Consider the following 25,183-nt stretch of genomic DNA (forward strand, 5'->3'; position numbering starts at 1 on the left):
TATGCTCATAGCTGACCCGGATGGTCGCACCGTCCCGGGTATTGACCGGATTCAATACGAGATTTTCAGGTGTGATTTGCGTGGCTTCCACCACCGTGGGCGCTACGAGATCCAAATGAGGCTCGATGAGCAACGTCAACACCAAACCAGAAATCAGCCGATACACCGGACTGGAATCCGCACGCGGCAAAAACTCAACGTAGAACGCAATATAAAGCTCACTGTCATGCTTGAGCGTGGCCAGCTCGGCACGAGACAACTTTCGGGTCCAGCCATGGCGCACGTCCTCATCTGTTACCGGTGCATCTTCATAAGGGTAGAGACTGGCCTTGGACCCATCAGGGTAAATCCCCCCGATATAGACCTGAGCCACTTGAACCGGGTCGATGAACGGCCAGGCGTCGACATGCAGAACCGGGTCTTCACCGCACAACAAGGACAGGTCCAGAACACCACCTGAGGCTTGAAAGATCTGCAGTTGCGGCAAATTGGACGGCAACTTGATGAACACGTCGGCAACGGGGGAAGGATGTTCCTCGCCATCGCGGGTAACGACATAGGAAAACAGCGCGAAGTTATCAATGCGCAGCCCTACGTAATACGGGGGTACGTGGAACTCGACCGAGCCCGCTTCGACGCCATCCAGGGAGGCAATCGGCGCGTATCCCCCCGGTGTCGACTCCCAGCGCAACGCAATACTGTCGGTGCTGAGCATCCCTTCGTAGAACACCCGGACAGTAGCCCCCTCCAGCAACTGGAGCGGGTCAACCCGGGGCTCTCCCTCGGCTTCGACCAACTGTGGCTTGGGCAGGTCAAGGGTCAACGGTGATGACTTGGGCATGATAGAACTCCATTTCAACGAGTGATGGTGTTGCCCATCACACGCCGAAATACCCCCCTTGCCTACTGTCAGAATTCACAGTTCGAACCTTAACAACCGCGCCACCCGACGAGTGGCGCGTTGCGATCCGAGTTAAAAACCCTCCAGCTCCGCCATCAAATCACTCAACCGATCCACCTTCTCGGCGCTGATCTCATTCGCCGCCAGCCCGTCGATATACCCCGCCAACGCCTCCACCGTGCTGCACTCGAACATCGCCCGCAACGGCACATCCCGCTGCAGCGTCTTCTGCACCCGTGAAGCTATCTGCGTGGCCAGCAACGAATGCCCGCCCAGTTCGAAGAAGTTGTCCTGCACGCCGACGCGCTCGACCTTGAGCACCTCGGCCCAGATCCCGGCCAGCGTCTGCTCCAGCTCATTGCGCGGCGCCAGATAATCCTGGCTGTGCAACTGGCCGATCTCCAGTGCCGGCAAGGCCTTGCGGTCCAGCTTGCCGTTGGCGTTCAGCGGCAACCGGTCGAGCCACAACCAATGCAACGGCACCATGTATTCCGGCAGCTCGGCCCGCAGGCGTTGCTTGATGCGATCGAGGCGCTCACCCGGGTTGAGCTGCGCATCCGCCGCCACCAGGTAGCCCACCAGATGCTTGCCGTTGACGCCCTCCTGCACGCCCACCGCCGCATCCCGCACTTCAGGCTGCTCATGCAGGCGCGCTTCGATTTCACCCAGCTCGATCCGGTAACCGCGAATCTTCACCTGATGGTCGATGCGCCCGACGTACTCCAACACACCGTCGCTGCGACGGCGGGCCAAATCCCCTGTTCGATACAACCGGTCCGCACCAAATGGATTCGGCACAAACGCTTGCGCCGTGCGCAGCGGATCGCTGACATAACCACGCCCCACGCCCGTCCCGGCCACGCACAACTCGCCAACCGCGCCTTGGGGCACCAATTCCAGCGCGCCGTCCAGCAGGTACAACCGGTTGTTGTCAGTCGGCGTACCAATCGGCAGATAAGTGCCACGGGGCGACGCCAGGTCGACGCGGAAGAACGCCACGTCGTCCGAACATTCCGCCGGGCCATACGCGTTGACCAGGCCAATCTGCGGATAACGCAGCAACCACTGGTGCGCCAGTTCCGGCGGCATCGCTTCACCCGTCGGCAGCATCCAGCGCAAGCCATCCAGGCTCATGCGCTCCTGGGCGAGCATGCCCTGGATCAGTGACGGCACGCTTTCCAGCACGGTAATGCCCTGGGCCTGGACGTGAGCGAGCAAGCCTTGCGGATCATGGGCAATGGTATTCGGCACAATGTCCACCCGCGCCCCGAACAGCGGCGCCGCAAGGAACTGCCACACCGAGATATCGAAACTTTGCGAGGCGGTCTGGGCGATCACATCGTGCTCAGTCAGTTGCAGATACGGCACCTTGCTCAACTGGTTATTGAGCATGCCGCGCTGTTCGACCATCACGCCCTTGGGCAGGCCAGTGGAGCCCGAGGTGTAGATCACGTAGGCCAGGTTATCCGGCGCGCTGTAGATGCCCGGGTTCTGCTCTGAACCCACCAGCTCCTCCCACACCAGCAGCCTCGGTCGCGAGCCACAGGCAAACTCTTCCAGCAACAGATCCGCCTGTTCCCGACAAGCCTCGGTGCACACCAGCAACGGCGTACGACTGAGGTCGATGATCCGGCTCAAGCGCTGGGTCGGCAGCCCCGGATCCAGCGGCAAGTAACCCGCGCCGGCCTTGAAGCTGCCGATGATCATGCCCAGCAAATCCAGATTACGTTCAGCCAGCAACGCCACCGGTTGGTCCAGCCCGACACCCGCGGCAATCAGCGCATGACCCAGGCGGTTACTGCGCCGGTTCAGCTCAGAGTAGGTCCATTGCTGATCCAGGCAACTGGCGGCAATCCGCTGTGGATGCTGTGCCACCTGGGCTTCGAACAGCTCGATGTAACTGCGCTCCAGCGGATACTCATGCTCGCTCTGGTTGCAGCCGTCCACCAGGAACTCACGCTCCTGCTCGCCAATCAGCGGCAAGTCGGCCATGTCGCCATGGAAGCCCTGCACCAGCGCCAGCAGCAGCCGCTTGAATTCAGTGAGCATGCCTTGCACGGTGGTTTCATCGAAATAACGCTGGTCGTAGGACAGGTGCAAGCCCAGGTCATCGCCCGGGTAGCACACGGCCGTCAGCGGGAAGTTGGTGTGGGTGCGACCGGAATCCGAGGTGGCATTCAGGCTTTGCGCACGGTCCAGTACCGAGACTTCCACCGGGGCGTTCTCGAACACGAACAGGCTGTCGAACAGCGGCTGGCCTTTCGGCAGTTCGCTGTGCTCCTGGATGGTCACCAGCGGCAGGTACTCGTACTCGCGCAGTTGCATATTGCTGTCGAGCAGGCCGCTCAACCATTGGCGCACGCTGCACTGCTGATCGTCCTCCGGCAGCTTGACCCGCAAGGCGATACTGTTGATAAACAGCCCGACAGTGCGCTGCATCTCGGGCATTTCTACCGGGCGCCCTGCCACGGTGACGCCGAACAGCACGTCGCGATCGCCACTCAAGCGCCGCAGCACCAGGGCCCATGCCGCCTGGGCGAAGGTGTTCACCGTCAATTGATGAGCCTGGGCCAGCTCGCGCAATTGCGCGCCGTCGCGCACATCCAGGCGGGTGTAGCAGTCGCCTACCACCATGCCGCCGCTGTGGCCGGCATGCTCGCGCAGGAACGGCCGGTCGCTCGGAATCGGTGTGGTGCGTTCGAACCCTTGCAGGTTCTGCTGCCACCACTGGCGCGCCTCGGCGAGGTTCTGGCGTTGCAGCCAGGCGATGTAATCGCGGTAACGCGGTGGCGTCGCCAGTTGCGCTTCGCGACCTTCGCCGAGGGCCATGTAGATGTCGAAGAAATCGTTCATCAGCAGCGAGCGGCACCACGCATCGATCAGGATGTGGTGGTTGCTCATCATGAACCAGTAGCGGGCTTCGCCTACGCGGATCAGCCGCAGGTGGAAGGGCGCCTGGTTAAGCAGATCGAAACCGGCTTCACGCTCGCTTTTCAGCAACGCTTGCAGGCGCGGTTCCTGCTCGCTTTCCGGCTCCTGGCTCCAGTCGAGGTACTCGATCGGCGTGCTGCCGGGCTTGTGGATAACCTGCAACATGTCTTCGCCGACGTTCCAGCAGAACGAGGCGCGCAAGGCTTCATGACGGGCGATCACCGCCTGCCAGGCCTGGGCGAAACGCTCGGGGTCCAGGGCGCTGTTGATGCGGTAGCGGTCCTGCATGTAGTAGAGGCCGGTGCCCGGTTCCAGCAGGGTGTGCAGCAGCAAGCCTTCCTGCATCGGGGTCAGCGGGTACACGTCTTCGATGGCATTGGCCGGCACCGGCAGCGCATCGAGTTGCCCCTGGGTCAGGTGCGCCAGCGGGAAGTCCGACGGCGTAAGGCCGCCCGCGTCTGCCTTGAGGCAATGTTCGATCAGGCTTTGCAGTTCCGCCAGGTAAGCGTCCGCCAGTTCAGCGATGGTCTGGCTGTGGTGACGCTCGCGGCTGAAGGTCCAGCGCAGCACCAGCTCACCGCCGTACACCTGGCTGTCGACACTCAGCGCGTTGGGCAACGGCGCGTCCGGGTCGTGGGCGATCCCGGCGGACTCGTCCAGCGGGTGGAACAGTGCGTCGGCGCCAAAGCTCTGGTCGAACTGGCCGAGGTAGTTGAAGGTGATACTGGCGGTCGGCAACGCGGCCATGGTCTGGCGGCACAGGTCGTCGGCCAGGTAGCGCAGCACGCCATAACCCAACCCTTTGTGGGGCACGCCGCGCAGTTGCTCCTTGATCGCCTTGATCGAGGCGCCCTGCCCGGCGGCCTCTTCGATATGCAGCGGGGTCAGGCGCAGCGGGTAGGCGCTGGTGAACCAGCCGACGCTGCGGGTCAGGTCGATCTCGTCGAATAGCGGTTCGCGGCCGTGGCCTTCCAGCTGGATCAGTGCGGATTCATGGCCACTCCAACGGCACAGCACACGGGCCAGGGCGGTCAGCAGCAAATCGTTGACCTGGGTGCGGTAGGCACTTGGCGCCTGCTGCAACAACTGGCGGGTGCGCTCGGCATCCAGGCGCACGCTGACGGTATCGGCGTCGCGATTGCGCAGCGAACCCTGTGGGCGATCCACCGGCAACTCAACGGCAGGGCCGGCCAACTGTTGCTGCCACACGTGCAGCTCCTCACGCAGGGATTCGCTGCCGGCATACGCCTGCAACCGCGCCGCCCAGTCGCGCAAGGCGCTGGTCTTGGCCGGCAGGTTGACCGGCTGGCCGTCGCTCAACTGGCGATACACGGTCTGCAAATCTTCCAGCAATACCCGCCAGGAAACGCCGTCCACCACCAGGTGATGGATCGCGATCAGCAGCCGGCGCTGGCCTTGCGGGCCGTCCACCAGTAACGCGCGCAACAACGGGCCATGGGCGAGGTTGAGGCTGCGCTGGGTGTCGGTGAACAGCGCGCTGCACTGTTCCATGTCCGCCACCTGGGCTTGCAACAGCAGGCCGCCTTCCGGCACCGCCAAGTGTTCGGCGTGCCATTGGGCGTCGCGCTGGGTGAAGCTCAGGCGCAGGGCGTCATGATGTTCCAGCACCGCCAGCAACGCTTGCTCCAGGCGATGAGGTTCCAGGGCCTGAACCGGCTCCAGCAGCAATGCCTGGTTCCAGTGTTGGCGCTCCGGGATGTCGGTGTCGAAGAACCAGTGCTGGATCGGCGTCAGCCCGGACGCGCCGGTCAACACGCCTTGTTCGGCGCTGACCTGCTCGCTGCGGGTCGCCACGGCGGCCAGGGTTTGCACGGTCTGGTGCTGGAACAAATCACGCGGGCTGAAATGAATCCCTGCCTGCCGGGCCCGGCTGACCACCTGGATCGACAGGATCGAGTCACCGCCCAACTCGAAGAAGTTGTCGTCAAGGCCTACCTGTTGCACGTTCAGTACCGCGCACCAGATGGCCGCCAGGGTTTGCTCCAGCTCGTTGCGCGGCGCCACGTACTGTTGACGATTCGCCTCGGGGTCCGGCTGCGGCAAGGCGCGGCGGTCGAGTTTGCCGTTGGCGGTGAGCGGCATGCTGTCGAGAACGATCAGGTGCGCGGGCACCATGTAGTCCGGCAGCTGCGCTTTCAAATGCGCCTTGAGGGATTCACGCAGTGCACCGTGTTCTTCGTCGCTGATCAGGTAGGCCACCAACTGTTTGCCGCTCGGGGAATCCAGCGCCAACACCACTGCTTCACGCACCGCCTGGTGTTCCAGCAGGCGGGTTTCAATTTCCCCCAGCTCGATGCGGAACCCGCGAATCTTCACTTGATGGTCGATACGACCGAGGTATTCCACCAGGCCATCGGCACGCTGGCGCACCAGGTCGCCGGTGCGATACAGGCGACCGCCGTTCGTGGCAAACGGATCCGCGACAAACCGCTCCGCCGTCATCCCCGGACGCTGGTGATACCCCTGGGCCAGGCCTGCACCGCCGACGTACAACTCGCCGGTCGCGCCTTGCGGCACTAGCGCCAGATCCGCATCCAGAATGTAGGCCACACGCGCGCCGATGATGCTGCCGATCGGCACGCTGCCGGCGCCCTCTTCCAGGGCTTCCGGGGCCAGGCTGGCCAACGGCATCACCACGGTTTCAGTCGGACCATAGGCGTTGAAAAACAGCGCCGGCTTGAATGCCGCGCGAATGCGCTGCAAGTGTTCGCCGGTCAGGGCCTCACCGCCGGTGATGCACATGCGCACCGCCAGGGTCTGGTCTTGCGTGGCCAGCCATTGCGCCAACTGGCTGCCATAGCTTGGGGTGAAGCCCAGGATATTGATGCGGTGCCGACGAATCAGCCCGCAGATTTCTTCCGCGTCCCACTGGCCCTGGGCCCGCAACACAACCTGGGCACCACTGAGCAACGGCACCAGCAGACGCTCGGTGGCAGCGTCAAAGTTGATGGAATAGAAGTGCAGCTCGCAGTCATCCGGGCGCATGCCGAAGCGCTCGATCACCGCCTGGCAATGCATGGCGATTTCGCCGTGGGACACCACCACGCCCTTGGGCTTGCCGGTAGAACCGGAGGTGTAGATCAAGTAGGCCTGATGTTGCGGCAGGCTGATGAAAGGCAACTCGCTCGCCGGGTAGTCCGCCAGGGTCGGCAGGTCTTCTTCCAGGCACCAGCGGCCGACACTCTCAGGCAGTTCGCCCAATGCGTCGAACATCGCAGCATCGCTGAGCAACAGGCCGATGCCACTGTCTTCGATCATGTAGTGCAGGCGGTCCAGCGGGTATTCCGGGTCCAGCGGCACATAGGCGCCACCGGCCTTGAGGATTGCCAGCAGGCCGACGACCATTTCCAGCGAACGCGGCAACGCCAGGCCGACCCGCACCTGCGGGCCCACGCCGCGCTCGCGGAGCATCCAGGCCAGGCGATTGGCACGGCTGTCGAGTTCGCTGTAGCTCAGGGTCTGCCCGGCAAAGGTCAACGCCGGTGCATCGGCACGGGCCAGGGCCTGCTCGCTGAACAGGTGATGGATGCACTGGTCGAGGCGATGCTCGCCGGCTTCAATACCGAGGCTGTCTTGCAGGGCGCGCTGTTCGCCAGCCTCCAGCAACGGCAACTCACTCAGGCGCTGTTGCGGATCGGCAAGCAAGGCTTCCAGCAGGTTTTGCCAATGCGCCGCCATGCGCGCAATGCGCGGCTCGTCGAACAGGTCGGTGCTGTAGGTCAGGCAGCAACCCAGGCGATGATCGAGGTCAGTGACTTCCAGGTTGAGGTCGAACTTGGTGGCGCGGGCATCGTTGGCCAGGTATTCGACGGTCATCCCGGCCAGGGTCCGGCTCTGCTGGAATTCCCAGCGCTGCACGTTGCACATCACCTGGAACAGCGGGTTGTACGCCGCGCTGCGGGGTGGTTGCAGGGCCTCCACCAGATGGTCGAACGGCAGGTCCTGATGGGACTGGCCTTCGATCACGGTGTGGCGAACCTGGTCAAACAGTTCGCCGACACTCATCTGCCCGTTGAGCTGGCAACGCAGCACCTGGGTGTTGAGAAATGCGCCAATCAGCCCTTCGCTTTCCGGGCGAACCCGGTTGGCCACCGGCGCACCGATGCGCAGGTCGGTCTGGCCGCTGTAGCGGTAGAGCAATACCGCGAGGGTGGCGGTCATGGTCATGAACAGGGTCAGGCCGCGTTCGGCGTTGAAGGCACGCACGCGGGCGGCGAGGTCATCGTTCAAATCGAAACGGTACAGCTCGCCCTGGTGACTTTGCACCGGCGGCCGCGGACGGTCGGCCGGCAGTTCCAGCAGCGGATGTTCGGTGCCCAGTTGCGCGGTCCAGTAATCCAGTTGACGCTGGCGTTCGCCGGACTCCAGCCACTGGCGCTGCCACACGCTGTAGTCGAGGTACTGCACCGGCAGTGGCGCCAGTGGCGATTCGCGGTCGTCGATGAACGCTTCATACAGCGCGCTGAGTTCACGGGCAAAGATGTCCATGGCCCAGCCTTCGGTGACGATATGGTGCAGGGTCAGCACCAGGTAATGTTCCTGCTCGCCGGCCTTGACCAGGCAGGCGCGCAGCAATGGGCCGGTTTCCAGATTGAAAGGCGAGTGGGCTTCATGGTCGGCCAGTTGTTGCACTCGCCGTTGGCGCTCGGCCTCATTCAACGCAGAGAAGTCCTGCCAATCCATGCGCACGCCGGTTTGCGCCGCGACCTTCTGCTGCGCCACGCCATTGATGCTCGGGAAAGTCGTGCGCAGGGTTTCGTGACGCATGATCAAGGCCTGCAACGCCGCCTCGAAACGGCCCACGTCCAGCACCCCGCGAAAGCGCGCCATGCCGCCGACGTTATACGCCGGGCTGTCGGGCTCCATCTGCCAGAGGAACCACATGCGCTGCTGGGAATAGGACAGTGGCACCGGCTGGCTGCGGTCGACCTTGCCGATGGCCAACTGTTGGTTACGTTGCCCGGAGGCCTGGATCAGCCGGACCTGCTCGGCGAAAGCCCCCAGCTCGCTGGCGTCGAACAGCGTGCGCAACGGCAATTCGACGTCACAGGCCTGGCGGGTGCGGGAGATGATTTGCGTCGCCAGCAACGAATGGCCGCCAAGGGCGAAGAAGTCGTCCCGCAGGCCGATGCGTGGCAGCGCCAGGACTTCACGCCAGATCGCGGCGATTTGCTGTTCCAGCGCTGTTTCAGGTTCGACGTGCTCACGTACCTGCCACACCGGTTCCGGCAAGGCGCGGCGATCCAGTTTGCCGCTTGGGCTCAGGGGCATCGCGTCCAGGCGCATCAACTGCGCCGGGACCATGTACTCCGGCAGCTCGGCGGCCAGGGCGGTTTTTACGTCCTGTTCATCCAACGGTTCGCTGGCGGTGTAGTAACCGATCAACTGCGCACCGGCTGCGGTTTCCCGCACCAGCACCACCGCTTGGGCGATGCCGTCGAGAGCCAGCAGGCGGGCTTCGATTTCTTCAGGCTCGACACGGAAGCCACGCAGTTTGACCTGCTGATCCAGGCGCCCGAGGTATTCCAGTACACCCTCGGTGCTCCAGCGCACGCGGTCACCGGTGCGATACAGGCGTGCGCCCGCCTCGCCCAGCGGGTCGGCGACAAAGCGTTCGGCGGTCAGCCCCGCACGCCCGAGGTAACCCCGGGCCAGGCCGATGCCGCCGATGCACAACTCACCCGGCACACCCGTCGGCAGCGGCTTGAACTGATCATCCAGCACCCGGCAAATCACATTGCCCAGCGGCCGGCCAATCGGCGAACGCTCGCCGTCCTCGGCCTGGCAATGCCAGTGCGTCACGTTGATCGCGGTTTCGGTGGGGCCATACCGATTGTGCAACTGCACCGCCGGCAACTGCGCCAGCACCCGGTTACGCAACTCGGCAGGCAGCGCTTCACCGCCGGAGAACAGGCGACGCAGGCTGGTGCATTCGGCAGCCAACGGTTCGTCGACAAACAGCTGCAACAGCGGCGGCACAAAGTGCAGCGTGGTCACGCCGTGTTCCTGCACCAACTGCGCGATGCGATGGGGATCGCGATGCTCGCCGGGGCCGGCCAGCACCAGGCGGCAACCGGTGATCAGCGGCCAGAAACACTCCCACACCGACACGTCGAAACTGATGGGCGCCTTTTGCATCAGCACATCGGTTTCATCCAATTGGTAGGTGGCTTGCATCCACTGCAAGCGCTCGGCCAGCGCGGCATGGGTGTTGCCCACGCCCTTGGGCTGGCCGGTGGAGCCGGAGGTGTAGATCACATAGGCGAGGTTGTCGCCATTGAGGTGCAAACCCGGCGCGTGGGTCGGCCAACTGTCGAGCTTGAGGCTGTCCATGGCGATGACGCACACGCCTTGCGCCGTGGGCAGTTGTTCCAGCAGTGGAGTCTGGGTCAGCAGCAGTTGCACGCCGCTGTCCTTGAGCATGTAGCCCAGGCGTTCGGCGGGATAATCCGGGTCCAGCGGCACATAGGCGCCGCCGGCCTTGATGATTGCCAGCAGGCCGATCAGCAGTTGCGGCGAACGCTCGGCGGCGATGGCCACGCACACGTCCGGGCCCACGCCCTTGTCCCGCAGGTAATGGGCCAGGCGGTTGGCCTGGGTGTGCAATTGCGCGAAGGTCAGGCTGCCGTCCTGCCACACCAGTGCGGTGCGTTCCGAGACGTGTTGGTTGAGGTGTTCCGGCAGCCAGCGCTGCGCCGGTGTGCACGGCGCAGCGCTCCACTGCTGTTGTTGGCGCTGCTCGTCGGCGTGCAACAGCTTCAGGTCGCCGATGGCCTGTTGCGGCTGTTCGCAGATGGCTTGCAGCAGGTTGATGAAGTGCCCGGCCAGGCGCTCGATGGTGGCGGCGTCGAACAGCTCATCGGCGTAGTCGAAGGACAGGCTCAGGCGCCCGTTGCGGTCTTCTTCAGTGTGCAGTTGCAGGTCGAACTTGGCTTCGCGGCTGTGCCATGCCAGCTCGTCGGCAAGCAGGCCCGGCAGGCGGCGCAGGGCGCCGAGGTCACGCTGCTGGTGGTTGAACATCACCTGGAACAGGCCTTGTTCCCGGGCTTGGGGGAAGGCTTCCAGCAGCTGTTCGAAAGGCAGGTCCTGATGGGCCTGGGCGCCCAGCGCTGCGGTGCGGGTTGCCGTCAGCAACTCGGCGAAGGGCAGGCGCGCATCCAGTTCGGCGCGCAGTACGAGGGTGTTGATAAAGAACCCGATCAGGCCTTGGGTTTCCTGGCGCGGACGGTTGGCGTTGGGCACGCCGATGCGGATATCGCGCTGGCCGCTGTAGCGATAGAGCAGGCTCTGGAACGCCGCGAGCAACAGCATGAACGGCGTGGATTCGTGGCTTTGGGCAGTCTTGCGAATGGCTTCGCCGAGGCTCGCGCTCACACGCACACTGTGACGCGAGGCACTGCGCAGGTGCTGCGCCGAACGCGGGTGATCGGTGGCCAGGCTCAGGGTTGGGTGCTCGTCGCCCAGTTGTTGTTTCCAGTAAGCCAGTTGCCGCTGGCCCTCGCCTTCGGCCAGCCACTGGCGCTGCCAACTTCCGTAGTCGGCGTATTGCAGGGCCAGCGCTGGCAGTTCCAGGGGTTGGCCCTGGGACGCAGCGGCGTACAGTCGCGAGAATTCGTCGATCAACACGTTCAGCGACCAGCCGTCCGCGATGATGTGGTGCATCGTCACCAGCAGTTGGTGGTCTTCGTCATCCAGGCGTACCAGCGTTACCCATAGCAGCGGGCCTTTCTCCAGGTCGAACTGGGTGCGGGCTTCGTCTTCACGAATCTGCTTGGCACGGGCTTCCCGCTCGGCGGCAGGCAAATCGCTGAGGTCGATGACTTGCAGATCGAAATCAGCCTTGGCGTCGACCCGCTGGAAGGCCTGGCCATCGCGCTCGAAGAAGCGCGTGCGCAGGGCTTCGTGGCGCTGGATCAGTTGCTGGAAGGTTGCGCGCACCGCGTCTTCATCCAGCTCGCCGCGCAACCGCAAGGCGCCGGGAATGGTGTAGGCGCTGCTGTGCGGGTCGAGTTGCCAGGTGATCCACAGTCGGTTTTGCGCGAGGGATTGCGGCAGGTCTTCCTGGCGCGACAACCCATGGATTGCGCCTTGGGCCACGCCGCCGTCCTGCTGCAATTGCCCGACGCTGGTGGCGAAGGCCGCCAGGGTGGGCGCTTCGAACAACAGGCGCAGGTTCAGTTCCAGGCCGAGGGTTTCCCGCAGCCGGGCGACGACCTGGGTGGCGCTGATGGAGTTGCCCCCCAGCAGGAAGAAGTGATCGTCGGCGGCGACCTGCGTCACCTGCAATTGCTCGCACCAGATCGCGGCAATCTGGTTTTGCAGTTCGGATTGCAGGACAGCATCGCCGACCGGCGCCTGCACGCCGGGGAACTGCGCATAACTGTCGAGGCTGCCGTCCGCCAGGCGTGTACGGCAGGCCGAGCGCTGCACCTTGCCGCTGGACGTTTTCGGCAAGCCACCGGGGTTGAGCAACACCACCACGCCCGGCGCTTCCTGGCAGGCTTCGGCCACCGCCTGGCGAATCGCCTTGATCAGTGCTTCCGGCGGCAGGATTTTCTGCACGCTGCGGCTGATTTCGGCGGCGATGCCAATGCCTTCCAGGCCCTGGTCATTCACCGCGAACGCAGCGACCCGCCCCTTGCGCACCACTTCCACTTCACGCTCGATGGCTTGCTCGATGTCCTGGGGATACAGGTTGTGGCCCCGCACGATCAGCAGGTCTTTCAGCCGGCCGGTGATGAACACTTCACCTTCGCGGATAAACCCGAGGTCGCCGGTCCGCAGCCAGGTACGGCCTTCGTGCTGGACGAAAGTCTTGGCGGTGGCTTCAGGGTTGCGCCAGTAGCCGTGGGCGATGCTCGGGCCGGTGGCCCAGATTTCACCGACGGCATTGTCGCGGAGCGTCGCCAGGGTGGCGGGGTCGGCAATCAGCACCGCGTGCTCGGGCTGGCTGGTGCCGCAACTCATGATCGCCGCGCCCTGCCCTGGCTCGGCGCGATTGGCGGCCAGAGCCTGTTCGTCCAGGCGCAGGGCCGGGATGCCGTGGCCACGGGTGCCGCCGGCAACGAACAAGGTGGCCTCCGCCAAGCCGTAGGAGGCGAAGAAATTGTTCGGGGTAAAACCGCAGGCGGCGAACTTCTCGGCGAAGCGTTCGAGGGTGTCGAGGCGGATCGGCTCCGAGCCGGAATACGCCACGCGCCATTTGCTCAGGTCCAGGCGATCCAATGCCGATTCGCTGACTCGCTCGCTGCACAAGCGATAGGCGAAGTCCGGCCCGCCGCTGATGGTGCCGCCGTATTCGCTGATCGCTTCGAGCCAGCGCAATGGCCGGCCAAGGAAGTACGCCGGCGACATCAATACGCACGGCACACCGCTGAAGATCGGCTGCAGCAGCCCGCCGATCAGGCCCATGTCGTGGTACAGCGGCAACCAGCTGACGATCACGTCGTCGGGGTTCAGGTCGATGCCGAAGCCGCGACGGATCAGCAATTCGTTGGCCACCAGGTTGCCGTGGGTCACTTGCACGCCCTTGGGCAACGCAGTGGAGCCGGAGGTGTATTGCAGGAAGGCGATGTCATCGTCCTGCAAGTTGGGCGCGATCCAATTGCCCGCGATTTCAACATGGAGACTGTCAACGCACAGCAACTGCGGCGCGCCTTCGAGTTGCGCCAGCGAATCACCGAGGCTGGACGTGGTCAGCAGCAACCGCGGCTCGGCGTCTGCAATGATCGACAGCAGCCGCTCCTGATGATGGCGGCGGGCGGACTCCGGCGGATAGGCCGGCACCGCGATGACCCCGGCGTACAGGCAACCAAAGAACGCCGCGACGTAATCCGGCCCGCTGGGGAACAGCAGCACCGCACGATCGCCCAGCCCGGCGTCGGCCTGCAAGGCGGCGGCAATGGTGCGGGCGCGCAGGTCGAGGTCGCGGTAACTGAGGACAACGCTCTGTTCGGCCGTCTCGGCAAGGAAGCGCAACGCCAGTCGATCCGGGGTTTGCGCGGCGCGGCGTTGAAGGGACTGAACCAGGGTGCGGGGAAGTTCGAAGGCGTCCATCATGGGGTTCCTGCCTGAAATCGGCTTACTGGGAAATCGGGGAATGTGTGGCCGGGGGGGCTTGTTCAGCCGGTTGCCCGGGCCATCTGCCGCGCGGCGTCGTTGCGCCAGCGGGCCAGGTGTTCGTCGGCGTAACGCCGCACACAGCGCAGTACGGAACTCTCGTGCTGCACCAGGAAGAAGTGGTGACCGTCGAACATGTCGAGGGAGAAACCGCTGGCGGTGTCTTGCTGCCAGTCCAGCAGTTGATCGGCGCGCACCGTGTCCTGCTTGCCGCCGAATACATGGATGGGCAGGCTCAGCGGCTCACGCTCGCCGTATTCGAAACTGCCGCACAGCAGGAAGTCGGCCCGCAGGATCGGCAGCATCAACTGCATCAGTTCGGCGTTGGCCAGCACGTCTTCGCCCGTGCCCTTGAGTTCCCGCAGGCGGGCGATCAGTTGCTCGTCGTTTTTCTCGATGGCGTATTCGCTGACATCGCGACAGGCCGGGCCGGCGGTACCCGAGGCAAACAGCGCCAATGGCGGCGGCGCACCCCGTTCGCGCAGGGCATGGGCCAGCTCGAAGGCCAGCAGGCCGCCGAGGCTGTGGCCGAACAAGGCGTAGGGGCCGTCCAGCTCGGCGCGGATCTCATCAGCCAGTTGCCCGGCCAGGTTTTTGATATCGCGCTGCAACGGCTCGTCCATGCGCATGCCGCGCCCCGGCAACTCCAGCGGCCGCACCTGCAACCACTCCGGCAGCGCCCGCCGCCAGCGGCTGTAGACCATGGCGCTGGCGCCGGAGTAAGGCAGGCAAAACAGGCGTAATCGAGCCGGCGTGTTCATTTCAGACCACTCCCGCTCACACGATAAAAACCCATTTTGTCCTCCTCCAGGCGCTGATCCTTGGCCGGTTTGTTAACTGGCCTTTCACCCATGAGAACGGATGGCACCGGGAAATAATTAGTCAGCGAGACGCCGTTCACACCTCTCGATAAAGCATAAGATTAGTTCGTCTTCTCATTTGACAATCATTATCATTAAGCATAATTTGTTGCCCGATGTGTAGGAGGCCTCAGCAAGGACGCCCTCCCCCAACCTTCTCTTGCAACAAGGTGATTTCCATGACGGAACAAGTATCCACAGGCAGGTGCGACTCACCCCTACTCCAGGCCTTCGTCGACAATCGACTGATCCTGGTCAAGATCGCAGCGCGTATTACCGGCTGCCGATCCCGCGCCGAAGACGTGGTGCAAGACGCCTACTTCCGGTTGCAATCGGCCCCCACCATCACGTCATCGTTCAAGGCGCAGCTCAGTTACCTGTTCCAGATCGTGCGCAACCTGGCTATTGATCACTACCGCAAGCAGGCGCTGGAGCTGAAATATTCCGGCACGGAAGAGGAAGGCTTGAATGTGGTTATTCACGGCGCTTCACCTGAGACCTCACACATCAACTTTTCGACGCTGGAGAACATTGCCGACGCCTTGACCGAGTTGCCTCAGCGCACGCGTTATGCGTTTGAGATGTACCGGCTGCACGGGGTGCCGCAGAAGGATATTGCCAAGGAGCTGGGGGTTTCACCGACGTTGGTGAACTTTATGATTCGCGATGCGCTGGTGCATTGCCGGAAGGTTTCCGGGACCCATAGCGACACGTTTGCGCGGCGAGCCTGACGCGCCACACATCCCATGTGGGAGCGGGCTTGCTCGCGAAAGCGGTGGATCAGTCACACATGCATTGACTGACACTRCGCTTTCGCGAGCAAGCCCGCTCCCACATTTGATCTTCGTGCACTCAGATTTTTTGCTCAGTCAAACCAACCCACACCGCTCAAAAAACCGTTCCCGCCCCAGAATCATCAACGCCGCCCGCTTATGAGGAAAATCAAACTCCTTCTCACAGTGGAAACACTGATTCTGCATATGCCCAATCATCTTCCCGTTATCCGCCCGAGGCTCAGCCACCACACGCTGCGTACGCGGATCATCGAGAAACAAGTAATGCACCAGCGCCGACAACCAACTCGCTACCTTGTGCGGACCACGGTGGTGCTCTTCGCCCACCAGCATATGAATCCCGCGATCGTAATCCGCCGCATCATAAAACGGCGCAATCCGATCCTCCTTCGCCCAATACGCCTCGAAATAAGCAAACGGCTCATCATCGAAACAGCCAATCAACGTCAACGCATGGGGATCCGCTTCCAGCTTGTCCAGATATTCCCGATGCTGTTCCAGGCTGCCAGTTTCCTGCCAGAAATTCGCCACCCGAGCACTGTTCTGCCAACGATTGAAGCGCGCCAGATCAACATCAATCTCCACCGTACGCAGTGAAATCCACGCCCCCAGCCGCGCATCAAACCGCCGATACACCTCGCCCCGCGGCTTCGGCGCACGGGCAGGATGACGCTTGCCACCGCTGATGATCATCTGCTGCGGATAAGTCCCCGTGAGAGATTGCCCCAGCCACGGTTGCGGCAACTGCCAGAACAACGTGCGCTCGCAATGAAACTGCCCGGCAACCCCGGTCGCCACCAGCAACCCACTGCGCAAGGCATCTTCCGGCGCATGCTCAAGACACCAGACCAGTCGCTGACGCCCGGGCTCCCTGGCAAACAGCCAATAACACGCCGCCCACAAGGCACGGGCAGCCGGCACACTGGCGGGCTCCTGCAAATTCACCTGCACCTCATCACCCCGCTCAAGGCGCAGGCGAATCAGCGGCTGGCCCTCAAGGGTGAGGCTCAGGCGGCTATCAGTTTCATCAGCATTCAGGGCGGGTCCCGCCGGCAAGGGCAGCACTGACAGGTCATTCAGATTGGACATGGGATGGGCTCACGAATCGTCGACAGTTCAACAAGTGACGTGAGCCGAGGGCAAAAATTTAGACGATCACGGTACCGGCATTACATCGATGCGGTAAGGCTCGAAGATCTTCAGCAACTGGCCGTTGTCCCTCAGCTGCTTGAGCAGCCCGGCGAACGCCGGCCCCGTGATCGGCGCCTTGGGCCGCAGCAACGCATAGTGGTGGTACACCTGGTCGATCCGCTCGGACACCAGGAACTGCCCCGCCGTATCGGCATTGCGCACCAGGAAATCACTGAGGTAGGAACGTGTCACCAGGGCGATGTCGGCCCGGCCCCGGGCGACCATCAGCAGGTTGCTGTCGTGGGAATAGGTCAAGGTGGCGTTGAAGTGCTCCGCCATGTACTTGGGGTCGGGGTTGAAATTGGCGAACGCGTAGTGATAGCCGCTGAACACCGCCAGGCGCTTGCCGGTCAGGTCGGCGAAATACGATTGGTCGCGACCGGGCTCCTGCTGGGCCACGAAGATTTCCGCATCCTCCAGGCCCATGTCGACATCGGTGTGGGCAATATCCTGCCAGCCCCACTTGGGGTTTTCGAAGATCGCCATGTCCACCCGACCTTGCTGGAAGTCGCGAAAACGCCGGGGAATCGAGGTGGGTACCAGCACAAACTGGTAGTCGGTTTGCAGGGCGTTCAAGGCTTCCACCAGTTGCGGCAGCAACCCGGTGTCGGCACCCTGCTCCGGGCGCACGGTGTATGGCGGGAAATGCGCAGCACCGACCCTCACCAGTTGGGCGGCCGAGGCAGGCATCAGCCACAGTGCGCCAAGTGCCCATATTGAGAGTCCTGCAGCCAATCGCCAAGGCGAAAACATCAAGGCACACACCGTCGAAAACTTTGATCCCGCTAAGCTAGGCGTTTTTGTCTATCGAGACAACTTTCTGCCACACAATTAATAGCTTGCGCGAAAGGGCTAGTCAGCTTTCAACACCATCAGCAAGGCTTCGTCGGCCAGTTGCTCGAGGGTCATGCTGCCCTGGGCGCGAAACCAGGTGGTGGTCCAGGACAAGGCGCCCGTCAGGAAACGCCGCGTGATAAACACATCGCCCTTGATGTAACCGGCGTTTTTCGCCTCCCCCAGCACCTGCAACCAGATCTCTTCGTAGATATCGCGCAAGGCCAGCACCTGGGCCTGGCCCTCGGCCGACAGGGAACGCCATTCATACACCAGCACCGCCATGGCCTCGCCACTGCCGCCCATGATCGACTGCAATTCGCAACGAATCAGCGCCAGCACCCGCTCGCGCACGTTGCTCGCCTCGGCCAGGGAAGCGCGCATCAGGGCGGTGTTGTAGTGGATGGTTTCCTCCATCACCGCCCGCAGGATTTCGTCCTTGCTCTTGAAGTGATGAAAGATGCTGCCGGACTGGATCCCGACCGCGCCGGCCAGGTCACGCACGGTGGTGCGCTCAAAACCCTTGTTGCGAAACAGGTGGGCCGCGGTTTGCAGCAGCTTGCCACGGGCACTGTCGGGGTCGGTCAATTGGCCGGCGTCGACCATGGTGCGCATCACCCGCAGGGCTTTTTGCTCATCCATGCTGCTCTCCTTAACTTCTGGTTACGTCTTGGGCGGCAATTTAGGCCGTGGCAGCCAACCAAGCAAGCGCTTGGGGCAAAGTTATGACCAGAGTTTACAAACCAAGCGCTTGCTTGGTAGTGTTGGTATCAGCAAACCAGAGGAAGGACGCCCCATGAACAAGACGGTACGCATCGGCTGCGCCAGCGCCTTCTGGGGCGACACCTGCACCGCCGCTGCGCAGTTGGTGCACGGCGGCACGCTGGATTACCTGGTGTTCGACTACCTGGCGGAAGTCACCCTGTCGATCCTCGCCGGAGCGCGAATGAAAGATCCCCAGGCCGGCTATGCCACGGATTTCGTCGAGGTGCTGACGCCGCTGCTGGCGGATATCCAGCGCCAGGGCATCCGCGTGATCAGCAACGCCGGCGGGATCAACCCCCAGGCCTGCGCCGCCGCGTTGCAGGCGGCCTGCGACCAGGCCCGAATCCCGTTGAAGATCGCCGTACTGCTGGGGGATGACCTGCTACCGCAGTTCAAGCAACTGCACGGCGTCACCGACATGTTCAGCGGCGCGCCCTTGCCGCCGATGTGCGTATCCACCAACGCCTACCTCGGCGCGCCCGGTATCGTGCAGGCGTTGAAGCTGGGCGCCGACATCGTCATCACCGGCCGTGTGGTCGACAGCGCAGTGGTCAGCGCAGCGCTGGTGCATGAATTCAACTGGTCCTGGCAGGACTACGACCGCCTGGCCCAGGCGGCATTGGCCGGGCATATCATCGAATGCGGCGCGCAGTGCACCGGCGGCAACTTCACCGATTGGCGGGAGGTGCCGGACTACGAACACATCGGTTTCCCGATTGTGGAGGTCAGTGCCGACGGCCAGTTCACCGTCAGCAAGGTCGAGGGCACCGGCGGACTGATCAGCGAACTGAGCGTCGCCGAGCAACTGCTGTATGAAATCGGCGACCCGCGCGCCTACCTGTTGCCCGACGTGATCTGCGACTTCAGCCAGGTCAAGCTCCGGCAACAAGGCAAAAACCGCGTGCACCTGCACGGCGCCAAAGGCCTGCCGCCCACCGACCAGTACAAGATCAGCGCCACCTACCCGGATGGTTTTCGCTGCACCGCCAGTTGCCTGATCGCCGGGATCGACGCGGTGGCCAAGGCCGAACGGGTCAGCCAGGCGATCATCAACAAGACCTCAGAGCTGTTCAGCCAGCGCGGCTGGGCGCCCTACACCGACATCAACATCGAACTGCTGGGCAGCGAAGCCACCTACGGCCCCCATGCCCAACGCCAGGACTGCCGCGAAGTGGTGGTGAAACTGGCGGTGCGTCACCCCAGCAAACAGGCGCTGGTGCTGTTCGCCCGGGAGATTGCCCAGGCGGCCACCGGCATGGCGCCGGGGCTCACCGGGATCGTCGGCGGGCGACCCACGGTGTACCCGCTGATTCGGTTGTTTTCATTCCTGATCGATAAAAGCGCCTGCCAATTGCAGGTCGACTTCCTTGGCGAACGGCATGCCTGCGAATTGCCCGTCGCCAAACCGCTGAACACCTCGATCGCATTGATCGACCCGCCCAAACCCCAAGGCCGCGCCGACGCCAACGTGCCGCTGGTCAAGCTGGCCGTGGCCCGCTCCGGCGACAAGGGCAACCACAGCAACATCGGGGTGATCGCCCGCGAGCCCGACTACCTGCCGTGGATCGCCGAGGCACTGACGCCCGAAGTGATCGTCGACTGGATGAGCCACGTGCTCGACCCGATCCACGGCCGCGTCGAGCGCTGGTATTTGCCCGGCAGCCACAGCCTGAACTTCCTGCTGGAAAACGCCCTGGGTGGCGGCGGGATTGCCAGCCTGCGCATCGATCCCCAAGGCAAGGCCTTCGCCCAACAGTTGCTGGAAATCCCGATTGCCGTGCCGCAGCACATTGCCGATCAATTCACTTAAAGGACCCGCGCCGTGGCCTTCGACTCGATCTTCAAAGCCGACCTGTTCCAGGGGCAGACCATCATCGTTACCGGCGGCGGCAGTGGCATTGGCCGTTGCACCGCCCACGAGCTGGCAGCCCTCGGCGCCCATGTGATCCTGGTGGGGCGCAAGCCGGAAAAACTGCAAACGGTGGCGGCGGAGATCAGTGAGGACGGCGGCCGCGCCAGTTGGCAGGCCTGCGATATTCGTGATGAAGAAGCGGTCAAGGCGCTGGTCGGCCAGGTCCTGCAGGAGCACGGCCCGATTCATGGCCTGGTGAACAACGCCGGCGGCCAGTACCCCTCGCCGCTCGCGTCGATCAACCAGAAGGGCTTTGAAACCGTGTTGCGCACCAACCTGGTGGGCGGTTTCCTGATGGCCCGGGAAGTGTTCAACCAGAGCATGAGCAAGCACGGCGGATCCATCGTCAACATGCTCGCCGACATGTGGGGCGGCATGCCCGGCATGGGGCACTCCGGTGCGGCACGTTCGGGCATGGACAACTTCACCAAGACCGCCGCCTTTGAATGGGGTTACGCGGGGGTGCGGGTCAACGCCGTGGCGCCGGGCTGGATTGCCTCCAGCGGCATGGACACCTACGAAGGCGCATTCAAGGCGGTGATCCCGACCTTGCGCGAGCATGTTCCGCTCAAGCGCATCGGCACCGAATCGGAAGTCAGCGCGGCGATTGTGTTCTTGCTCAGCCCCGCCGCCGCGTTCGTCAGCGGCAGCACCTTGCGCATCGACGGCGCCGCCAGCCTGGGCAGCCGCGCCTGGCCGCTGCACAAGGCGCAACCGCCGAGCGTGTCCTTTAATGGTTTCCACCGGGCTTACTTGCCGGACGTGCTCAAGGAGGAGAAATAAGCCATGCCGGTGATCGACTCGCAACTCGACGCCCACAGCCCGCAATTCGCGCAGAACCGCGAAGCGATGCTCACGGGCGTCAATCAATTGCGCCAGCTGGAGCAAAACCTGCTGGGCAAGGCCGCCGAAGCCAAGGCCAGGTTCGACAAGCGCGGGCAACTGCTGCCACGGGAACGCCTGAATTTATTGCTCGACCCCGGCGCGCCGTTCCTCGAACTGGCGAGCCTGGCCGGCTACAAACTGCACGATGACAAAGACGGCAGCGCCGCTGGGGGCGGGTTGATCGCCGGCATCGGCTACGTCAGCGGCGTGCGCATGCTGGTGGTGGCCAACAACAGCGCGATCAAGGGCGGGACCATTTCCCCCTCGGGCCTGAAAAAATCCCTGCGCCTGCAACAGATCGCCATGGAAAACAAACTGCCGGTGGTGACGCTGGCAGAAAGCGGCGGCGCCAACCTCAACTACGCCGCCGAGATTTTCGTCGAAGGCGCCCGCAGCTTCGCCAACCAGGCGCGGATGTCGGCCATGGGCCTGCCGCAGATCACCGTGGTGCATGGCTCGGCCACGGCGGGCGGCGCGTATCAGCCGGGCCTTTCGGATTACGTGGTGGTGGTGCGTGGCAAGGCCAAGCTGTTCCTGGCCGGCCCGCCGCTGCTCAAGGCCGCCACCGGCGAAGTCGCCACCGATGAAGAACTGGGCGGCGCCGAGATGCATGCGCAAACCGCCGGCACCGCTGAATACCTGGCGGAAAACGACGCTGACGGTGTGCGCATCGTGCGTGAGATTGTCAGCCTGTTGCCGTGGGATGACCGCTTGCCGCCTGTGCCAAAGCGCGCTTACAGCGAGCCGCTGTACCCGATTGACGAGCTGTTGGGGCTGATCCCCGACGATCCGAAAAAGCCCTACGACGTGCGCGAAATCCTCGCGCGTTTGGCGGACGCTTCCAACTTCCTCGAATTCAAGGGCGAGTTCGACCCGCACACCGTCTGCGGCCACCTGCATATCCAGGGCCGCGCCTGTGGCTTTATCGGCAACAACGGGCCGATCACCCCGAAGGGTGCGAGCAAGGCCGCGCAATTTATCCAGCTGTGCGACCAGAGCCAGACACCGCTGCTGTTCTTCCACAACACCACCGGCTTCATGGTGGGCACCGAGTCGGAACAGCAAGGCGTGATCAAGCACGGCGCGAAGATGATCCAGGCGGTGGCCAATGCCCGGGTGCCGAAACTGACCATCGTCGTCGGCGGCTCCTATGGTGCCGGCAACTATGCGATGTGCGGCCGTGGGCTCGACCCGCGTTTTATCTTCGCCTGGCCCAACAGTCGCACCGCCGTGATGGGCGGCGCCCAGGCGGGCAAGGTGCTGCGGATCGTCACCGAAGCCAAGCAACTGAAAGACGGCCTGGTGCCCGACCCCAAGGTGCTCGACATGCTCGAACAGGTCACCGCACAGAAACTCGACAGCCAGTCCACCGCCCTCTACGGCAGCGCAAACCTATGGGACGACGGGCTGATTGACCCACGGGATACACGAACCTTGCTCGGGTTTCTGCTGGACATCTGCCACGAGGCCGAGGTGCGGCAACTACAGCCCAACAGCTTTGGTGCAGCGCGGTTTTGATGATCGTTCCCACGCCCCGCGTGGGAATGCAGCCCGGGACGCCCCGCGTCCCCATAGGGAGAACAATAAAAATGATCTTCACCCAGGAACACGAAGCACTGCGTCGCACCGTCCGTGGCTTTGTCGAGCGCGAGATCAACCCGCATGTGGATGAGTGGGAAAAGGCCGGACGCTTTCCGATCCACGAGATCTTCCGCAAGGCCGGCGACCTCGGTTTGCTGGGTATCTCCAAGCCGGAAAAATTCGGTGGCATGGGCCTCGACTACAGCTACTCGATCGTCGCCGCCGAAGAGTTCGGCAGCATTCGCTGCGGCGGCATCCCGATGTCCATCGGCGTGCAGACCGACATGTGCACCCCGGCCCTCGCCCGCTTCGGCTCCGATGAATTGCGCGAAGAATTCCTGCGCCCGGCCATCAGCGGCGAACAGGTGGGCTGCATCGGCGTCTCGGAAACCGGCGCCGGCTCCGACGTGGCCGGGCTGAAAACCCATGCCCGCAAGGACGGCACCGACTACGTGATCAACGGCAGCAAGATGTGGATCACCAACTCACCGAGCGCCGACTTCATCTGCCTGCTGGCCAACACCTCCGACGACAAGCCGCACATCAACAAGTCGCTGATCATGGTGCCGATGAACACCCCCGGCATCAGCGTCAGCCCGCCCCTGGAAAAGCTCGGCATGCACAGCTCGGAAACCGCCCAGGTGTTTTTCGACGACGTGCGCATCCCCCAGCGCAACCGCATCGGCCATGAAGGTGCGGGATTCATGATGCAGATGCTGCAGTTCCAGGAAGAGCGGCTGTTCGGCGCGGCCAATATGGTCAAGGGCCTGGAGTACTGCATCGACAGCACCATCGAGTACTGCAAGGAACGCAAGACCTTCGGCAAGGCGCTGATCGACAACCAGGTGATCCACTTCCGTCTGGCCGAACTGTCCACCGAAATCGAATGCCTGCGGGCGCTGGTGTACCAGGCCACCGAGCAGTACATCAAGGGCCAGGACGTGACGCGCCTGGCCTCCATGGCCAAGCTCAAGGCCGGCCGCCTGGGCCGGGAAGTCAGCGACAGTTGCCTGCAATATTGGGGCGGCATGGGGTTCATGTGGGACAACCCGGTGGCCCGGGCTTATCGCGATGTGCGGCTGGTGTCGATTGGTGGTGGGGCGGACGAGATCATGCTGGGGATCATCTGCAAATTGATGGGCACCCTGCCGGGGAAGAAGTCGTGAACACGTTGTTGCTGGAACCGCATAACGGGGTGCTGCATGTGACCCTCAATCGGCCGGACAGCCGCAATGCCATGAGCCTGGAAATGGTCAACGAACTGCGTGCGGTACTGGCCGATGTGGCTGGGGACAAGAGCGTGCGGGCGTTGGTTATCAGCGGCGCGGGTGGGCATTTTTCGGCCGGTGGCGATGTGAAGGACATGGCTCGCGCGGGAGCCGCGGGAGGCTTGCAGGCGTTGAACCGGGCGTTCGGCACGCTGTTGCAGGAAGTGGAGGCGCTGCCGCAGGTGGTGATTGTGGTGCTTGAGGGTGCCGTGCTGGGCGGCGGGTTTGGGTTGGTGTGTGTCAGTGATGTAGCGATTGCGGATCATCAGGCGCAGTTTGGGTTGCCGGAGACCGGCCTTGGGTTGTTGCCGGCGCAGATTGCGCCGTTTGTGGTGAAGCGTATCGGGTTGACCCAGGCGCGGCGGCTGGCTTTGACGGCGGCGCGGTTTGATGGGGTTGAGGCGCTGCGGTTGGGGTTGGTGCATTTTGTGGAGCACGATCCGCAGGCGTTGGCGGAGCGGCTGGATGAGGTGTTGGGGCAGGTTTTGCAGTGTGCTTCGGGGGCTAATGCGCGGACCAAGGCGTTGCTGCTGGCCAGTGGTGAGCAGGCGTTGGGGCCGTTGTTGGACCAGGCTGCCGAGTGGTTTGCCGAGGCGGTTTGTGGTGAGGAAGGGGTTGAGGGGACTCAGGCGTTTGTGCAGAAGCGCAGGCCGGGGTGGGCGCGATGAATCGGGGGCATATCCGTTATTTTTGTAATGGCGACTATGGGTTCCGCTCTTACAGCGGGTCACTTTTGAAAAGCGCAAAAGTAACCAAAACGCTCTTGCCCCACCACTCGGCACCTCGCCTAGGCTCGGTGTGCCCTCACTCCGGCTTTGGACCGTGGGCCGCCGTCATGGGCCATCCCTGGCCCAGGACGGCTAACCCGGCGTCCTGCCGGGTTACCCACGCTCCAAAGCCTGCGTTCGGCCAGCGTGGTTTAACGGGGCGCCCAAGATCAAGATCAAAAGCAGATCAACAGCACAGCGGCCTACCGGCCGGCTTGAGTGTTGAAGAGCAAAATCAAAAGCTAAAGCGGGCACGGTTCAAATGTAGGAGCTGGCTTGCCKGCGATGGCATCACCTCGGTGTGTCTGGAAGACCGAGTTGTCTGCATCGCCGGCAAGCCAGCTCCTACAGAAA

Annotated in this window: 11 protein-coding genes and 1 pseudogene; 6 read left to right on the forward strand and 6 right to left on the reverse strand. The window is 63.3% G+C overall.

What is annotated here, in order from left to right; genetic code table 11:
• From JV201_RS29875 to JV201_RS20160, 3 genes and pseudogenes are all read right to left on the reverse strand, one after another.
• Positions 1-841: pseudogene (locus tag JV201_RS29875) on the reverse strand (hypothetical protein); the annotation flags it as partial.
• A 132-nt stretch (positions 842-973) separates the two neighbouring features.
• The gene (locus tag JV201_RS20155; RefSeq protein ID WP_219405971.1) at positions 974-13,912 is read right to left on the reverse strand and encodes a non-ribosomal peptide synthetase; all 12,939 of its coding nucleotides are present in this window, start codon (positions 13,910-13,912) and stop codon (positions 974-976) included.
• A 62-nt stretch (positions 13,913-13,974) separates the two neighbouring features.
• The gene (locus tag JV201_RS20160; protein ID WP_003209023.1) at positions 13,975-14,733 is read right to left on the reverse strand and encodes a thioesterase II family protein; all 759 of its coding nucleotides are present in this window, start codon (positions 14,731-14,733) and stop codon (positions 13,975-13,977) included.
• Between the two features lie 278 nt (positions 14,734-15,011).
• Here JV201_RS20160 and JV201_RS20165 point away from each other — a divergent pair, with 278 nt between their 5' ends.
• Positions 15,012-15,563 carry an RNA polymerase factor sigma-70 gene (locus JV201_RS20165; RefSeq protein ID WP_003209024.1) on the forward strand — a complete coding sequence of 184 codons (552 nt, stop codon included), beginning with the start codon at positions 15,012-15,014 and terminating at the stop codon, positions 15,561-15,563.
• A gap of 138 nt (positions 15,564-15,701) precedes the next feature.
• Here the strand turns inward: JV201_RS20165 and JV201_RS20170 are convergent, their stop codons facing one another.
• The 3 genes from JV201_RS20170 to JV201_RS20180 all read right to left on the reverse strand — a co-directional run bounded on the left by JV201_RS20170 (position 15,702) and on the right by JV201_RS20180 (position 18,293).
• The gene (locus JV201_RS20170; RefSeq protein WP_219405972.1) at positions 15,702-16,715 is read right to left on the reverse strand and encodes a GNAT family N-acetyltransferase; all 1,014 of its coding nucleotides are present in this window, start codon (positions 16,713-16,715) and stop codon (positions 15,702-15,704) included.
• Positions 16,716-16,781: 66 nt separating this feature from the next.
• The gene (locus JV201_RS20175) at positions 16,782-17,570 is read right to left on the reverse strand and encodes an ABC transporter substrate-binding protein (protein WP_083853176.1); all 789 of its coding nucleotides are present in this window, start codon (positions 17,568-17,570) and stop codon (positions 16,782-16,784) included.
• Positions 17,571-17,669: 99 nt separating this feature from the next.
• On the reverse strand, positions 17,670-18,293 hold the full coding sequence (locus JV201_RS20180) for a TetR/AcrR family transcriptional regulator (protein WP_087695088.1): 624 nt from the start codon (positions 18,291-18,293) through the stop codon (positions 17,670-17,672).
• 154 nt (positions 18,294-18,447) lie between these two features.
• On the opposite strand from JV201_RS20180, the gene JV201_RS20185 reads away from it, so the two are divergent.
• The 5 genes from JV201_RS20185 to JV201_RS20205 all read left to right on the forward strand — a co-directional run bounded on the left by JV201_RS20185 (position 18,448) and on the right by JV201_RS20205 (position 24,730).
• Complete coding sequence (locus JV201_RS20185) at positions 18,448-20,226, forward strand: acyclic terpene utilization AtuA family protein (protein WP_219405973.1); 1,779 nt, start codon at positions 18,448-18,450, stop codon at positions 20,224-20,226.
• Between the two features lie 12 nt (positions 20,227-20,238).
• Positions 20,239-21,111, forward strand: coding sequence for an SDR family oxidoreductase (locus JV201_RS20190; RefSeq protein WP_102605695.1), 873 nt, complete (start codon positions 20,239-20,241; stop codon positions 21,109-21,111).
• A gap of 3 nt (positions 21,112-21,114) precedes the next feature.
• On the forward strand, positions 21,115-22,731 hold the full coding sequence (atuC, locus tag JV201_RS20195) for a geranyl-CoA carboxylase subunit beta (protein ID WP_008431693.1): 1,617 nt from the start codon (positions 21,115-21,117) through the stop codon (positions 22,729-22,731).
• Between the two features lie 71 nt (positions 22,732-22,802).
• Positions 22,803-23,960: a citronellyl-CoA dehydrogenase gene (gene atuD / locus JV201_RS20200; RefSeq protein ID WP_177081317.1), complete on the forward strand. Its 1,158-nt coding sequence runs from the start codon at positions 22,803-22,805 to the stop codon at positions 23,958-23,960.
• Positions 23,957-24,730 carry an enoyl-CoA hydratase/isomerase family protein gene (locus JV201_RS20205; protein ID WP_219405974.1) on the forward strand — a complete coding sequence of 258 codons (774 nt, stop codon included), beginning with the start codon at positions 23,957-23,959 and terminating at the stop codon, positions 24,728-24,730. Before atuD ends, JV201_RS20205 begins: the two co-directional genes overlap by 4 nt.
• Positions 24,731-25,183 lie beyond the last annotated feature (453 nt).

Source organism: Pseudomonas sp. Colony2 (assembly GCF_019382755.1).
In the GTDB taxonomy this organism is placed as follows: domain Bacteria; phylum Pseudomonadota; class Gammaproteobacteria; order Pseudomonadales; family Pseudomonadaceae; genus Aquipseudomonas.

Bases quoted from the DNA above. Each gene is read 5' to 3' on its own strand.
- JV201_RS20155 (WP_219405971.1), bottom strand. From the start codon at position 13,912: ATGATGGACGCCTTCGAACTTCCCCGCACCCTGGTTCAGTCCCTTCAA.
- JV201_RS20160 (WP_003209023.1), bottom strand. From the start codon at position 14,733: ATGAACACGCCGGCTCGATTACGCCTGTTTTGCCTGCCTTACTCCGGC.
- JV201_RS20165 (WP_003209024.1), top strand. From the start codon at position 15,012: ATGACGGAACAAGTATCCACAGGCAGGTGCGACTCACCCCTACTCCAG.
- JV201_RS20170 (WP_219405972.1), bottom strand. From the start codon at position 16,715: ATGTCCAATCTGAATGACCTGTCAGTGCTGCCCTTGCCGGCGGGACCC.
- JV201_RS20175 (WP_083853176.1), bottom strand. From the start codon at position 17,570: ATGTTTTCGCCTTGGCGATTGGCTGCAGGACTCTCAATATGGGCACTT.
- JV201_RS20180 (WP_087695088.1), bottom strand. From the start codon at position 18,293: ATGGATGAGCAAAAAGCCCTGCGGGTGATGCGCACCATGGTCGACGCC.
- JV201_RS20185 (WP_219405973.1), top strand. From the start codon at position 18,448: ATGAACAAGACGGTACGCATCGGCTGCGCCAGCGCCTTCTGGGGCGAC.
- atuC (WP_008431693.1), top strand. From the start codon at position 21,115: ATGCCGGTGATCGACTCGCAACTCGACGCCCACAGCCCGCAATTCGCG.
- atuD (WP_177081317.1), top strand. From the start codon at position 22,803: ATGATCTTCACCCAGGAACACGAAGCACTGCGTCGCACCGTCCGTGGC.